Origin of the sequence: Streptomyces sp. NBC_00984, assembly GCF_045162475.1 — a bacterium.
Taxonomy (GTDB): domain Bacteria; phylum Actinomycetota; class Actinomycetes; order Streptomycetales; family Streptomycetaceae; genus Streptomyces.
The window spans coordinates 6,484,643-6,499,506 of record NZ_CP108734.1 but is presented as its reverse complement, the minus strand read 5'-3'; the positions used below and the strand labels follow the sequence as shown (position 1 = coordinate 6,499,506).

7 protein-coding genes and 3 pseudogenes are annotated in these 14,864 nt (G+C 70.1%); 4 read left to right on the top strand and 6 right to left on the bottom strand.

The genetic code is table 11. The annotated features are described in order from the left end of the window. Window positions 1-2: 2 nt before the first annotated feature. Together OG520_RS29055 and OG520_RS29050 are read left to right on the top strand one after the other, a co-directional pair. A complete protein-coding gene (locus OG520_RS29055; RefSeq protein WP_406015143.1) occupies window positions 3-1,085 on the top strand; it encodes a PDR/VanB family oxidoreductase in 1,083 nt (360 codons plus the stop codon). Window positions 1,086-1,146: 61 nt separating this feature from the next. After that, complete coding sequence (locus OG520_RS29050) at window positions 1,147-1,869, top strand: TetR/AcrR family transcriptional regulator (RefSeq protein WP_266420106.1); 723 nt, start codon at window positions 1,147-1,149, stop codon at window positions 1,867-1,869. Window positions 1,870-1,972: 103 nt separating this feature from the next. On the opposite strand, the gene OG520_RS29045 is transcribed toward OG520_RS29050, so the two are convergent. Next, the gene (locus tag OG520_RS29045) at window positions 1,973-4,009 is read right to left on the bottom strand and encodes an ATP-binding protein (protein WP_406015142.1); all 2,037 of its coding nucleotides are present in this window, start codon (window positions 4,007-4,009) and stop codon (window positions 1,973-1,975) included. A gap of 189 nt (window positions 4,010-4,198) precedes the next feature. Continuing rightward, window positions 4,199-9,517 (bottom strand): pullulanase-type alpha-1,6-glucosidase, encoded by a 5,319-nt coding sequence (gene pulA / locus OG520_RS29040; RefSeq protein WP_406015141.1) that lies wholly within the window; start codon window positions 9,515-9,517, stop codon window positions 4,199-4,201. 392 nt (window positions 9,518-9,909) lie between these two features. Here pulA and OG520_RS29035 point away from each other — a divergent pair, with 392 nt between their 5' ends. Continuing rightward, window positions 9,910-10,257, top strand: a complete 348-nt coding sequence (locus OG520_RS29035) for a hypothetical protein (RefSeq protein WP_389970610.1) — start codon at window positions 9,910-9,912, stop codon at window positions 10,255-10,257. Between the two features lie 121 nt (window positions 10,258-10,378). On the opposite strand, the pseudogene OG520_RS29030 reads toward OG520_RS29035, so the two are convergent. The 3 pseudogenes from OG520_RS29030 to OG520_RS29020 form a co-directional block, all read right to left on the bottom strand. Then, window positions 10,379-11,665: pseudogene (locus OG520_RS29030) on the bottom strand (alpha-amylase family protein); the annotation flags it as partial. A gap of 97 nt (window positions 11,666-11,762) precedes the next feature. Continuing rightward, window positions 11,763-12,997, bottom strand: a pseudogene (locus OG520_RS29025) (RNA-guided endonuclease InsQ/TnpB family protein); the annotation flags it as partial. Window positions 12,998-13,121: 124 nt separating this feature from the next. After that, a pseudogene (locus OG520_RS29020) lies at window positions 13,122-13,337 on the bottom strand (transposase); the annotation flags it as partial. Between the two features lie 143 nt (window positions 13,338-13,480). Between OG520_RS29020 and OG520_RS29015 the strand changes: the two are divergent. Continuing rightward, window positions 13,481-13,690: a DUF397 domain-containing protein gene (locus tag OG520_RS29015; protein WP_389970613.1), complete on the top strand. Its 210-nt coding sequence runs from the start codon at window positions 13,481-13,483 to the stop codon at window positions 13,688-13,690. A gap of 115 nt (window positions 13,691-13,805) precedes the next feature. Here OG520_RS29015 and OG520_RS29010 read toward each other — a convergent pair whose 3' ends face one another. Continuing rightward, a complete protein-coding gene (locus OG520_RS29010; protein WP_389972040.1) occupies window positions 13,806-14,852 on the bottom strand; it encodes a LacI family DNA-binding transcriptional regulator in 1,047 nt (348 codons plus the stop codon). Between the last annotated feature and the right edge of the window lie 12 nt (window positions 14,853-14,864).

Below are 14,864 nucleotides of genomic sequence, written 5' to 3'. Positions count from 1 at the left end.
CCATGCCGCTCCCCCTGCCCCGCCTGCGTACCGTCGTCCTGGTCGCCGGCGCCGCACTGCTGGCCAAGCGCGCCCTGCACCGCCGCATCCAGAACTCCCCGCTGTGGCCGCTGCCGGCCCTGGAGGAACCGGTCTCGGGCCACTCCGAGCGCCGCACCACGGCCACCCGCCGGCTGCTGATCACCGAGCGGACCACCCCGGCCGAGGGCGTCGTCCGACTCCGGCTCGAGGGCTCCGCGCTGCCCGCCTGGCAGCCCGGCGCGCACCTCGACCTCCTGCTGCCCTCCGGCCTGGTCCGCCAGTACTCCCTGTGCGGGGACCCGGCCGACCCCGGCACGTACACCATCGCGACGCGGCTGGTCGAGGACGGCCGCGGCGGCTCCCGCGAGGTCCACGAACGGCTCCACGCGGGCGAGGAGGTGGAGATCCGCGACCCGCGCAACCGCTTCCCCCTCGCCGACGCCCCCGCGTACCTGTTCGTCGCGGGCGGCATAGGCATCACCCCGATCCTGCCGATGCTGCGGTCGGTCGCCGCCTCGGGAGCCGACTGGCGGCTGCTGTACGGCGGACGGACCCGTGCCTCGATGCCGTTCCTGGACGAGATCGAGAAGCTGGGCGCGGAGGGCAGCCGGGTGACGGTCGTCCCCGAGGACGAGGCGGGCCGTCCGGACGCCGCCGCGGCCCTGGCGGACACGGCGGAGGGCACGGCGGTCTACTGCTGCGGCCCCGAACCCCTGATGGACGCGGTCACCGCCGCATTGCCGCCCGGCCGCACCCTCCATCTGGAACGCTTCACGGCGGCGGCCGCGTCGTCGGCCGGCTCCGGCCCCTTCGAGGTCGAACTGCGCCGCTCCGGCCGTACGGTCCGGGTCGCGGCGGACCGGTCGGTGCTGGCCGCGGTGCGCGACGAGCTTCCGTACGTGTCGTACTCCTGTGAGCAGGGCTTCTGCGGAACGTGCCAACAGCGCGTCCTGGAGGGCGAGATCGACCACCGGGACGAGCTCCTGACGGACTCCGAACGGGACGACTCGATGCTGATCTGCGTGTCGCGGTGCCGGGGCGAGCGGCTGGTGCTGGATCTCTAGGCGCGGGTCCGGGCCCGCCCGACGCCCCTCCCCCGCCGCTCCACTCGGTACGCTGTCCACCATGACGACCGGGGTGCGACGCAGGATGGGCGTCGAGGAGCGCAGACAGCAATTGATCGGTGTCGCGCTGGAGTTGTTCAGTCACCGCGCCCCGGACGAGGTGTCGATCGACGAGATCGCGGCCGCCGCGGGGATCTCGCGGCCCTTGGTCTACCACTACTTCCCGGGGAAGCAGAGCCTCTACGAGGCCGCACTGCGGCGGGCGGCCGACGAGTTGGCGGCCCGGTTCGTGGAACCGCGCGAAGGTCCGCTCGGGTCGCGGCTGTTGAGGGTGATGGGGCGGTTCTTCGACTTCGTCGACGAGCACGGGCCCGGCTTCTCGGCCTTGATGCGGGGCGGGCCCGCGGCGGGGTCCTCGACCGCGAACGCGATGATCGACGGGGTGCGGCAGGCCGCCTGCGAGCAGATCCTGGCCCATCTGGGGGTCGAGGATCCCCCGGCTCGGCTGGAGCTGATCGTGCGGTCGTGGGTGTCGCTGGCCGAGTCGACGGCGCTGATCTGGCTGGACGGGCGGCGGATTCCGCGCGAGGAGCTGGAGTTGCAGCTGGTGCACGACTTCGCCGCGCTGGCCGCGGTGAGTGCCGCGTACAGCCCGGAGACGGCGGGCATCGTGCTGCGGGTACTCGGACAGGAGCCGGCGGACGGGCCGTTCGGGGAGCTGCTGGAGCGGCTCTCCGCCCTGGCACCCGCCGTACCGGCCGTTCCCCCGCAGCGGCTGCCGTAGCACCTGTCCGGCGGCACGGCCCGGCGAGGAGCCGGGCCGTTCTCGTGGGGCCGGGCTCGTGGGGCCGTTCCAACGGGGCTGTTCCCTTGGGGCCGGGCACGCGCTACATGAGCAGTTCGCCCTGGAGCGCCGCCGCCAGGCCCACTTCCGCGTTGTCCGTCCGGCCCCGCTCGAAGGCCCGCTGGTAAGCGGCGTCGCCGACGGCCTCGCGGGCCTGGCGTTCGCAGGCCTCGCGCAGTGGGCCCAGTTCCGGGGTGCCGCGTTGCGGTTGGCCGACCATGCGCCAGTACACCTGGCCCGTGCCGTACACCCGGGCGGCGCGGGCTCCGGCGCCCTGGGCGGCGATCGCCGCGGCCAGGATGTCCAGGCCGAGCGCAATGCCGAAGCTGTCGCGCATGCGGTGCTTGCCCGCGAGCATCGAGCGGGCGTGGGCGGCGGAGGATTCGGCGTCGCCCTGGAGCAGGGCGATCAGGGCGAGCTGGTAGTCGACGTAGCTACGGGTCCAGCATTCGTCCAGGGCCTCGCAGACCGCGCGCAGGACCGAGGCCGCTTCCGCCGCCTCGTCCAGCCGTCCGAGCCCGGTCAGGGCGAAGACCGTGATGAGCCGGCACCGCAGCCGGTAGGCCTTCTCCAGCGGGGTGGCGGTGCCGGTCGAGCGCAGGACCCGGTCGACCTCGCGGAGGCCCGCCTCGGGGCGGCCGGTCATCAGATGGGTGAGGCCGCACAGATAGGCGGCGGCGAGGATGCCCTCGTCGGTGCCGTCGCGCGCCGCCTCCCTGGTGCACTCCCGGCCCAGCCGGCGGGCGGCCGGGTAGTCGCCCTGGAGCATGACGGTGATGCCCAGCACCCACAGGGCGCGGGTGCGGTGGGGTCCCTCGGTCGGTCCGGCGGCCAGGGCGCGCCGGGCGTACTCGCGGGTCTGCGGGAGATGGCCGCAGCAGCACCAGAAGAAGCCGATCCGTCCCGCCATCTCCTGGGCGGCCGCGGTGTCGTGGACCAGCAGGTGATCGAGGGCGGCGCAGAGGTCGGCGTGCGCCTCGGCGATGCGGTGGTACCAGCTGATCTGGTCGTCGCCGGTCCAGCCGGCATGGGCGTTGCGGGCCAGGCCGAGGAAGCAGGCGGCGTGCCGGTCGGCGGCGGCCCGTTCCTCACCGAGTTCGGCGAGCCACATCCGTCCGTACTCGCGGATGGTGTCGAGCATGCGGTACCGCAGGCCGTCCCGTCCGACGACGGACTTGGCGACCAGTCCGTCCAGCACCCGGGTCACACCGTCCGGGGTGAGCGGCCCCCCGGCGCAGACCTCGCGGGCCGCGGCCTCGTCGAAGTCGCCGCGCAGGACGGTCAGCCGGGCCCAGAGCAGCCGCTCCAGCGGGGTGCACAGCTCATGGCTCCAGCCGATGGCGGTGCGCAGGGTGCGGTGGCGCGGCGGCCAGAGCGACGTGTCGTCCGGTACGTCGAAGCGGGAGCTGATCCGCGCGGCGACCTGTTCGACGGTGTCCCGGCCGAGGGCTCCCGCCGCGAGTTCGATGGCGAGCGGAATACCTTCGAGGCTTCGGCAGATCTCGGCGGCGGCCTCCACGTTCCCCGGCTCGTCGAGGGCGAGCTCCGGGGCCGCCGCGGCCGCCCGGTCCCGGAACAGCGTCAGCGCGTCGGCCGCGCCCTCGACGGGCAGCGGGTCCACCTCGACGATCTGCTCGCCCCGGATGTCCAGGGGCTGCCGGCTGGTGGCGAGCACGGTGAGGCCGGGGGACGTCGTGAGGATCTCGCCGAGCAGGTGCGCGCAGGCGGAGCGCAGATGTTCGCACGAGTCGAGAACCAGCAGCAGTTCCTTGTCGACGAGCCATTCGCACAGGGCGTCGATGGGCATGCGCAGGGTGTGGTCGGAGAGCCCGACCGCGTCGGAGACGGTCGCGATGAGCAGTCCGTCGTCGTGGAGCGGCGACAGGTCCGCCCACCACGCGCCGTCGCGGTGTCCGGCCGCCGCCTGCCGGGCCGCCCGGACGGCGAGCCTGGTCTTGCCGACGCCGCCGCTGCCGGTGAGCGTGGTCAGCCGGTGCGTGGCGAGAGTGTGCTCCAGCCTGGCAAGTTCCGCTTTCCGTCCGACAAAGCTGCTTGTCTCCTCGGGGATGTTGCTCGCCATGGTCACCGTCGCTGAAACAGGTGGACCGGCCGGTCCCGGCCCCTGGTTCCCGTACGGCGCAGGCATGCGAGGACGCCTGGCGTACCGGAAAGGGGCCGGGACCGGCCGGGGGGTGGGAGGGCGCGCCGGGGGTGCGGTGCTGCGGCATTCCCCGACGGCTGCTGCCTCCCAACGTAGCCCCGTCATGGCTCAGTTCAGGGAGAAAACCGCCACCGTACGCCCCGGCACGGTGAATCTTCCGGAACTCTTCTCATACGTGGACTTCTTGACGGTAAGATCCGCGCCCGCGGCCTGGACCGGGTGCAGTGCGTACTGCTTCCCCGCCAGCCCGGCGACCGTCTGGGTCTCGGTGCCGGGGGCGGCGTTGAGGACCACCAGCTTCCCGAGCCGCATGGTGATCACGCCCGGTGTCTCGTCCTTCCCGGAGAGCGGGAAGGACAGGGCGGACTGCACCTGGCCGGTGGTGGCGAGGCCGAAGTCCTTCTCCGTGGAGCGGATGGTGAGCAGGTCCCGGTACGCGGCGGACGCGGCGTCGATCTGCGCGCAGCCGGGGCGGAGCGCGGCGTCGGCCAGCAGCGGCTTCGCATAGGACCACTTGGACGCGTTGTCGGCGGCCGGCGGCAGTCCGCGGCCGAAGCCGTTGCCGTCGCGGCAGTCCCAGTGCAGGGCGTTGAACCAGTCGCCGCTGTCGTAGGAGTTGCGGTCCAGGGACTTGGAGCGCAGCAGGTCGGTGCCCGCCTGGGAGAGCGAGGGGCCCTGCGAGAGGGTGGCCGTCGCCATGGCCAGGACCTGCATGCGGGCCCGGTCGGCCGCCGGTGTGCCCGCCGGGAGCTTGAAGGCGAGCGTGTCGTAGAGCGACTCGTTGTCGTGGGCGTCCGCGTAGGCGAGGGCGTCGCCGGGGGCCGCGGCGTATCCGGCGGGGGCGCCGTTGTAGTCGACGCCGGACCCCTTGACCGTGTTGCCGGCGGAGTCGGTGAAGGTGTAGTCGGCGAGGTTGCCGGTGAGGCCGACCTTGATCAGGTCCTGGTAGTGGAGCAGCCGGGCCTTCTGTTCGGTCCTCGTTCCGTTGGCGGCCGAGGTGTTGGGGTCGGTGTAGAGGCCGGTGGCGAAGCCCTGTACGCCCGGGTCCTCGTCGAAGGGGCTGCCGCCGCGGACGGCGTCGCGGGAGCGGTCGGAGAAGGTGGCGATGCCGGTGCCGGCCATGTTCTTCTGGGTGGCCTGGACGAAGCGGGCGTCGTCGGCGATCTCACCGAAGTTCCAGCCCTCCCCGTACAGGATGATCTTCTTCCCGTCGACGCCGTCCTTGGCCACGGTCAGCCCGTCGAGCGCCTTGCGGACGGCGAGGATGTTGTCCTTGGGGTGGTGGCCCATCAGGTCGAAGCGGAAGCCGTCGACCTTGTACTCCTTGGCCCAGGTGACGACCGAGTCGACGACCAGCTTGCCCATCATGGTGTTCTCGGGTGCGGTGTTGGCGCAGCAGGTGGAGGTGGCGACGGTGCCGTCGTCCAGGAGCCGCTGGTAGTAGCCGGGCACGATCCGGTCGAGTACGGACTTGTCGTCCTGGCCGGAGGCGACGGTGTGGTTGTAGACGACGTCCATGACGGTGCGCAGCCCCGCGCCGTTCAGCCCCTGCACCATCTGCCGGAACTCGACGGTGCGCCGGGTGCCGTCCGGGTCGGAGGCGTAGGAGCCCTCCGGGACGGTGTAGTGCAGCGGGTCGTAGCCCCAGTTGAATCCGTCCTTCGCGGCGGCCTTCGCCACGCAGGCCTGCTGCTCCTCGGAGTCGGGGGCGTACACGGACAGCTCGCAGGCCGGTTTCTGCTGGGCGGACTTCTTCTCGGGGATGGTGCCGATGTCGAAGGCGGGCAGCAGATGGACGTAGCTGGTGCCGGAGTCCGCGAGCTGCTTGAGGTGCTTCATCCCGTCGGAGCGGGTGTCGGTGAAGGCGAGGTACTCGCCGGGGTGCTTCGAGGTGCGGTCCGCGATCGAGAAGTCGCGGATGTGCAGCTCCTGGATCTGGGCGTCGCGCAGCGGGACGGCGGCGGGCTTCCGCAGCCCGGACCAGCCCTTCGGTGCGAGGCCGGGGTCGTCCAGGTCGACGACGAGGCTGCGCGCGGAGTCCGTGGTCAGCGCGGTGGAGTACGGGTCGGTGACCTCGTTGGTGACGAACTTCTGGACGGTGGGCGCCCAGACGTTCACGGCGTACCGGTAGGGCTTGCCCGTCCACTCCTTCGTGCCCGTGACGGACCAGACGCCGGTGCGGTCGTCGCGCCGCATCGGGACGCTGCGGCCGTCGAGTTCGAGGGCGACGGTCCGCGCGGTGGGTGCCCAGACGGACAGGGTGGGGCGGCCGTGGTCGAAGACCGGGCCGAGCGGGGCGCCGGCCGCGTTCTTGCCGTACAGGTCGTCGAGCACGCCCGCGCTCTGTACGCCGGTGGCGGCGAGCAGGGCGCCGTTGGCGGCGCGCTGGGTGGCGATCAGCTGGCCGCGCAGCGCGTCACGGACCCTGTCCCGGTCCCGGGCGTCGATGGTGAACGCCGGGTAGTCCTTGAGGTTCGGATGCTTCGCCTTCTGTGCGTCGGTCAGCGCGGAGGGGGTGAGCCGCAGCCACTGGCCCTCGTCGGAGAGTGCCCCGTCGACGACGGAGATGCCGCCGCGCGGTGTGTGGACGAGCTGCTGGCTGGTGGCGCCGGTGGCCTTCACCTTCCATACGACGGTGTCGGCGTCGATCCACTGCGCCTCGGCCCTGGAGAGGTCGGGGGTGGGTACGCCGCCTGCCTGGGGCAGCAGGTAGCCGGGCGTGGCGCCGAGCATCCAGACCTCGTGCCCGTAGGTGGCGAGGTCGAGCGACTGGTCGCTGGGGAGGTCCTTCTCGTCGCCCTTGTGCAGGATGTAGCTGAGCGAGGTGGCGCCGTCGGTGAGCGGCACCTCGAAGGTGGCGCCGGAGGCGTCCTTCTTCACCGGCTGGAGCGGCTTGGCCCAGTCGGTGGGGTCCTTGGCACCGGTCCAGGTGTGCAGCCCCCAGCCGTCGTAGTCGCCGTCGGGCCGGTAGTAGTGCAGTACGGCCTTCGTGGTGTCCTGCGGCGGATAGGCGCCGTCGGGGGCCGTGTCGGCCTGGCCGTCCTTGCCCTGCTCGATCCAGACCTGCCCGGTCTTCGCGAGTTCGACGGTGCGCTGCGGCCCGTCGGCGGTGCCGTCCTTCTCGACGGTGTACGGGACGGTGGACGCGCCTTCGTCGAGCTTGAGCCAGGCGAAGGCTCCGTAGGCGTCGCGCCCGGTGAAGTCGGCCGTCGCGTCGCCCGACCTGAGCTGCCGGCCCGCGTAGTCGCCGTCCGCGCGCTTGTAGTGGACGACGGCGTAGTCGCGCTGGACGGCCACGGGCTTCGCGTCGGCCGGGGCCTGTCCGGCCGTGCTCGCGGCGAGCGCGCTCGCGGTGCGGCCGGCACGGTCGACGACGACCGCCTTGTAGCGCAGCGGTGTTCCGGCCGCCACCTTGCCGTCCAGGTGCTGGGTGACCCGGTACGGGGCGTGGTCGGCGGAACCGAGCGTGACCCACTTCCCGTTGCCGGTCTGTGCGGCGAAGACGACCCGGTTCAGCTGTCCGCCGTCGACGTCGGCGGAGAGCTCCACGGTGCCGGTGGCTCCGGCGGCGGGCGCCTCGAGCGTGATCGAGGGCTTGGTGGCCGGGGCGCCCAGGGGCTTCTCGGCGCGCAGCACGAGGCTGGAGAGGGCGGGGACGGTGACGGTGATCTTCTTGTCCGCGCCGCTGCGGATGGCGCCCGAACCCCCGTACAGCGTACGGAAGTTCATACCGGCCGATGCGGTGGGCAGCTCGACGGTCCTCGGGGCGGTGCCGTTGTTGATGGCCACGAGGTACTCGTCGGGCTTCTCGGGGTCCGTGCGGGAGAAGGCGTAGACGGAGCCCTCCGCGTACCGCTCGGTCTGGACGCCGTCGCGCAGTGCCGGGTTCTTCCTGGTGAGTTCGGAGAGCGCGGCGATGTTCCGGTACAGGGGGTGCTTCGTGTCGTACGCGTCGGCGGCGTGGGTGCGGTCGGTGCCCAGTTCGTCGTCGTCGAGGTAGTCGGCGGTCTTCGAGGCGAACATGGTCTGCCGGGCGTCCCGGTCGCCGCCCGCGCCGGTGAAGCCCTGCTCGTCGCCGTAGTAGACGACGGGGTTCCCGCGGCCGAGGAACATCAGCTCATTGGCGAGCTCCGCGCGCCGGACGAGTTCCGCGTCGTCGGCCTTCGGGTTGTCCTGCTTCAGGAAGGCGCCGATGCGGCCCATGTCGTGGTTGCCGAGGAAGGTCACCTGCTCGTAGGCGTTGGCCTTGTCGGTGGTGTAGCGGTAGTCGTTGCCGAACACCGCCGCGAGCTTCGCGGCCGGGGCGCCCTGCGAGGCGTACTGGCGTGCCGCTTCCTGGAAGGGGAAGTCGAGCGTCGCGTCGAGCCGGCCCCGGGTGACGTAGGGCGAGGTGACGGCGGTGTCGGAGGAGTAGACCTCGCCGAACATGAAGAAGTCCTCGCGGCCGTGCTTGGCCGCGTAGGTGTCCAGGGCCGTCGCCCACTGGGTCCAGAAGTCCAGGTCGACGTGTTTGACGGTGTCGATCCGGAAGCCGTCGATGTCGAAGTCCCGGACCCACTTCTCGTAGATCTTCTCCATGCCGGAGACGACCTCGGGCCGCTCGGTCCACAGATCGTCCAGCCCGGAGAAGTCGCCGTACGTGGCGGACTCGCCGGCGAAGGTCGAGTCGCCGCGGTTGTGGTACATCGTCGGGTCGTTGAGCCAGGACGGGACCTTCTTCCCGGCGGTCCCGGTGTTCTTCGGGGTGTACGGGAACGAGTCCGCGTCCACCTTCGCCAGGCCCTTGGCGTCGTCGAAGGGGCGGCCGTCCCTGTCCAGGTACGGGTAGGCGCCCTTCGGCCGGTAGCCGTAGGCCTTCTCGGCGTAGTCGACAGTGTCCGCGGTGTGGTTGGTGATGACGTCGAAGAAGACCTTCATGCCCTTGGCGTGGGCCCTGTCGATCAGCTTCGACAGGTCGGCGTTGGTGCCGAAGTGCGGGTCGACCCGCGTGAAGTCGGTGATCCAGTAGCCGTGGTAGCCGGCCGAGGCGTCCTTGCCGGTGCCCTGGACGGGGCGGTTCCTGAAGATCGGGGCGAGCCAGATGGCGGTGGTGCCGAGGCCCTTGATGTAGTCGAGCCGATCGGTCAGGCCCTTGAGGTCGCCGCCCTGGTAGAAGCCCTTGTCGGTGGGGTCGTAGCCGGTGTCCGTGCGTGAACCGGTGAGCCCGCCGCGGTCGTTGGAGGTGTCACCGTTGGCGAACCGGTCCGGCATGACGAAGTAGAACTGCTCGCGGGTCAGGTCGTGCCGGGCGGGCGCCTGGGCGAGCTTCGCGTCCGAGGGCGGGCCCGGGGGTCTCGGCGCGGCCGACGCGGTTGCCGCCGGGACGACAGGGAGGAGCGCCGCGCAGAGTGCGGCGACGGCTCCCCGTCTCAGGGTGGAACGGGACACGGGCGGGGTCTCCTTGCTGGGGCCGTCCGACGTATCTGGCAGGGCCTGGTTCCATGAACAAATTGGCACGACGCATCAGGCCAACCGCCCCGGCACAACCTCATCAAAAATGCAGACGCGCTGGCCGACGGCGGATCCGTCACACTCGGTGCCACATCCTCGATGGGCTACTGGCTCGTGACTGAAATATCTTGCAGAAGACTCTTTCACATCCTGCGCCGTCAGACCGTACGAGACCTCTGCCGCCAGGTCAACTACCTTTTCCAGACCGGACTTCTGCACATCAGAGTGCAACGAGGCCGGCGAAATCTCTTCCGCAAGTCATTGTAAGAATGTTAGCTTCTCGAGGCTTCACCAGCCGAATGAGCACTTCAACAATCCAAGGAGCTAGCGTGAAACGACGCATCAAGACCACTGTCGGCCTAGCCGCCGGAGCCATTGCACTGACGTGTCTCAACGTGGCACCCGCCGCCGCGTCTACGTCTACCGTCCATTTTTCGGGCCCGTCGGGATGCGCAGGGGTCAAGAGGTTCGACTACTCGGTCCAGAAGTACATTTGGGACGCCGGGTGCAGTGGCCGCTCGTCCAAATACTGGCGCGTGACCGTGACCTTCCAGTACACCAACAGCCCGGGTGTGGTGCAGAACTACACCCTGCCGTGGCACAACATGGGAACCCCAGAGTACGGCGAGAGCTCAACTGCCTATGTGGTCGGAATGTCTAACTGGCAGTTCAAGTAGCCAGTCGGTAGACAGTGAGGGATGAGGAGGCTCCACCGTGGCCCTCACCCGGTGGAGCTTCCCAATACCTGCTCGCAAGGAATCGACGCCCGACTCGCTCTTGAGCGGACGACCCTCGAGGTTAGCCGCGTGGGATGTAGACGTTTCGACCGGGCTGCGTGGTCGCATTGACACCGAAGGTAGCGCTGGACTGCGCAGCGCCCGTGATGCCGCCGGGGCAGAGCGGGCGTTCACCTGGAGCGCCAGGGCCGTGTTGGCGCCGAGCGTTGCGGTGAACTGGCCGGAGCCATTGACAGTAACGACGTTGCCGGGCTGGATGTCGCAGTATTCACCGGCGGGCATCGACGTCTGGAACGTGCGGGTCAGCGAGGCGCCCTCGTGGTTGATGGCGACGAATGCCTTCGAGCCGCGACGTGATCTGGCCGCCGCCGTTGTCCCACCAGTTGGTGACAGCCTCCCCGCGCGCGGTGTTGCGGAAGCCGACCATGGAGGGGATCTCGCGCCATGCGTGCTGACACTTCCAGCCGTCGCTGTAACAGGCGTTCACCGCGCCGCCACCCGGCGGACCGGCGTCCTTGTCGGACCACTCGTAGCCGGAGTGGACACCGGGCGAACCGTACGGCCAGGCCAGCATGAAGACATTGGCGAGGGTGTAGTTCGCGCCGTCCTTGTAGTTCAGTGTGTCGCCGCCGCGCTCGGTGTCGTGGTTGTCCACGAAGCCCGCGGCCTTCGACGACGACATGAAGCCCCAGCCCTCGCCGAAGTTCTTCAGGTGGGCGAGGTTCTCGTTGTTGAAGACCTGCTTGAGGCTGCGGGCGCACCGGAATTCCTGGACGTTGCCCGTCCCGGTGTACTCGTCGGGCGAGACGGCCTCGCCCGCCCGCAGATCGCCTCCGGCTTCCAGTAGGCGCCGGGGTCACTCAGCCGCGACTTGATGTTGGCGAGGTCGGCCGCGGGCATGTGCCTGGCGACGTCGATACGGAAACCGCCCACGCCGAAGGAGCGCAAGTCGCCGAGGTACGCGGCGATCCTGCCGCGTACGTAGTCCTCACCCGTGTCGGTCAGCCAGTCCGACGAGTTCGTAGTTCTGGACGCTGGCCCGGTCCTGGTAATTGCTGGTCTGGGCGGTGCCGTCGTCCATGTCGGCCGCGGAGTACACGCCGGGGTAGTCGTACTTGGTGTGCGAGGAGCCGCCGGTGCCGGTGCCCGATCCCGCCGATATGTGGTTGATGACGGAGTCGGCGACGACCTTGACGCCCGCGCTGCGGCAGGTGCTGACCATGCGGGAGAAGGCAGCGCGGTCGCCGAGCCGTCCGGCGATCTTGTAGCTGACCGGCTGGTGCGAGGTCCACCACTGGCTGCCCTGGACATGCTCCTGGGGCGGCGAGACCTGTACTTGACCTCCTCCCCCACACGAGTGTGGGGGATTCTCTCCCTGGCGTCCGTGTGTGCGGTGCGCCTTGAGTCGGGTTCCTGGTTCCTCCCCACCGATGGGTGGGGGTTGTGCGCGCTGCCGGGACGGGTCCTGGTCTTACGTGCGCTCCGCAGGCGTTTACCTTGTCCGTTGCCGGGCGAGGGCCCCCGGTCCGGGGGTGGGTGGTACAGCTTGTTGTGCGGCGCGGATACGCCGTCCTTCGTGCTTGATGTTCTGGCCCGCGTTGTGGTCCCGGTCGTGCCGGGTGCCGCACGCGCTACAGGTCCATGCCCGGATGTGCAGGGGCTTGGGCCCGTCGCGGTAACCGCAGGCGGAACACACCTGCGAGGACGGGAAGGCACGGTCCACCTTGGTCAGGGTGCGCCCATACCGGGTCGCCTTGTAGTCCAGCATGGTCACAAAACTGGACCATCCCGCGTCGTGCACTGACTTCGCCAGGCGGGTGCGGGCAAGGCCCTTCACGCTCAGGCTCTCCACGCTGACGGCTTGGTTCTCGCGCATCAGCTTCGTGGACAGCTTGTGGTGAAAGTCCCTGCGCGCATCGGCCACCCTCGCATGAGCACGGGCCACCTTGATCCGCTGCTTGTTCCGGTTCCTCGACCCCTTCGCCTTACGCGACAGCCGACGCTGCTCCCTCTTCAGCTTCTTCTCCGCCCGGCGCAGGAACCGGGGCGAGGTGACGCGGGAGCCGTCCGCCATGACGGCGAAGTGGGTCAGGCCCAGGTCGATGCCCTGATCCGTCTCCAGCGCGGGCAACAACTCGTCCGCCGGGTCGGTCTCCACGACGAAGGAGCAGAAGTACCTGCCGGACGCGTCCTTGATCACCGTCACCGTGGACGGCACGGACGGCAGCCGACGCGACCAGCGCACCTTCACCGGGCCGATCTTGGGAAGGTTCAGCTTCCCGTCCCCGGTGACCGACCAGCGGGCATTCGCGGTGAACCGGACGGATTGCCGGTTGTCCCGCTTCGACTTGAACCGGGGTTCGGCAACCCTCGGCCCCTTGCGGGTGCCCTTCAACGAGGCGAAGAAGTTCGAGTACGCCGCATCCAGGTCCCGCAGCGACTGTTGCAGCACCACAGCGGACACCTCACCCAGCCAGCCACGCCCGGTGGTCTTCTTCGCCTCGGTGATGAACCGCTTCGACAGCTCCGCCGACTTCAAGAACGGCAAACCCGCAGCGCGGGCGTCCCGCCGCGCCCGCAGACAGTCGTTCCACACCACCCGCGCACAACCGAACGCCTGGGACAGCGCCATGCGCTGACCCGGCGTCGGCTCAATACGGAAGGAGTACCGGAGCTGCATGACAACTCACCCTACATGCCAGCTTTATGGCTTACATGCAGAACATCAGAACTTGTCGGCACTGCACTTTCGCCCCCCATGCCCACTTGGTTTTCGGGCTCTTCTGTCGCATCCGTGGGTGCGTTCATGCGGTGTGACGGCCTGGTAGGTGGGGGCGGTGCCCTCCGAGGCTGAGCATGGCGAGGGCGATGAGAGCGGTGGCGTCCTTGAAGCCGAAGGCCATACGGGTGATGAGCCGGATCTTGGTGTTCATGCTCTCCGCGAGACCGTTGCTCAAGCCGTGCTCGGCGGCGGCGGTGATGGCGTTCCAGTGCCGGACGATGGCCCGTTGCAGCTTCACAAGGCGGACGAGGTGCTGGGGGCGGGCGGCAAACTCGCCATCCTGAAGCGTGAGATGGAGGAGGCCCGCTACCCGACTTGATCCGGGCTCAGGCTCTCCCCCTCGGGAGTCGATGCCTTCATCGAGCGAATGCTGGGAGAGACGTGATCCGCAAGCTTTCTGCTGGGGATGCTTCCGCGTTGGAGTGGGTGAAGAGCAGCTACAGCGACAGTAGCAACGGCAGCGAGTGCGTAGAGGTGGCGACCGCACCCGGCACAGTGCACGTGCGCGATTCCAAGGATCTGCCCGGGCCGCGCCTCGGGTTCACCCCGACCGCATGGGATGCGTTCGTGACGTACGCCTCCGAGAGCTGACCCACCGTCGCAGCCGCCGTGGGCGTCACGGAAGCCGACCGGCCCACGGCGCTGACGCAACGAAACGCGAAAGGCCGGGTCCCCCTCCCGACCCGGCCCCGTTCTCGCGCCCGCCTCAGGCGCCCCGGAGCGCCGCGGTGGATCCCCGTACCACCAGCTCCGGCTGGAACACGTACTCCGTACGCTGCACCGGGCTGCCGCCGATCTCCTCCAGCAGGGCGCTCACCGCTGCCGCCGCCATCGCCTGCACGGGCTGACGCACCGTCGTCAGCGGCGGATCGGTGAACGCGATCAGCTGCGAGTCGTCGAAGCCCACCACCGACACGTCGCGCGGCACGCCGAGCCCGCGCTCCCGGGCCGCACGCACCACGCCCAGCGCCATCAGGTCGCTGCCGCAGACGATGCCCGTGCACCCCTGGTCGAGCAGCGCACCCGCCGCGACCTGGCCGCCCTCGACGCTGAACAGCGTGGGACAGACGAGGAGTTCGGCCTCGGCGCGGTCCAGGCCCAGCAGGTTCACCGCGGCGTCGAGGAAGCCCTCGCGCTTGCGGCGGGACGGCACGTAGCGCTGCGGCCCGATCGCCAGACCGACCCTGCTGTGGCCGAGGTCGGCGAGGTGCCCGACGGCCATCCGCACGGCGGCGGAGTCGTCGGGCGAGACGAACGCCGCGCTGATCCGTTCGTTGTAGCCGTTGATCAGGACGAACGGCACGCCGCGGTCGGTGAGCGCGGCGTACCGGGCCGGGTCGGCCGACATGTCGGCGTGCAGCCCGGAGAGAAAGACGATCCCGCCGACGCCGCGCTCGACGAGCTGCTCGACGAGTTCGTCCTCGGTGGCGCCGCCGGGCAGCTGGGTGCAGAGCACCGGGGTGTAGCCGTGCCCGGCCAGCACCTGCTCGACGGACTGCGCGAACGCCGGGAAGATCGGGTTGGTGAGCTCGGGCGTCACCAGTCCGATCAGCCCGGCGCTGCGCCTGCGCAGCCGCACGGGACGTTCGTAGCCGAGGATGTCCAGCGCCGCGAGCACCCGCTGACGCGTGGGGTCCGCCACGCCCGGTTTCCCGTTGAGCACCCGGCTGACGGTCGCCTCGCTGACCGCTGCCTGACCGGCGATGTCCGAGAGCCTCGGCGCACCGCCGGTCCCGGGGCCTCTCTTCCGGATCTTGCCGGGCTC

Bases quoted from the DNA above. Each gene is read 5' to 3' on its own strand.
- OG520_RS29050 (WP_266420106.1), top strand. From the start codon at position 1,147: ATGACGACCGGGGTGCGACGCAGGATGGGCGTCGAGGAGCGCAGACAG.
- OG520_RS29055 (WP_406015143.1), top strand. From the start codon at position 3: ATGCCGCTCCCCCTGCCCCGCCTGCGTACCGTCGTCCTGGTCGCCGGC.
- OG520_RS29045 (WP_406015142.1), bottom strand. From the start codon at position 4,009: ATGGCGAGCAACATCCCCGAGGAGACAAGCAGCTTTGTCGGACGGAAA.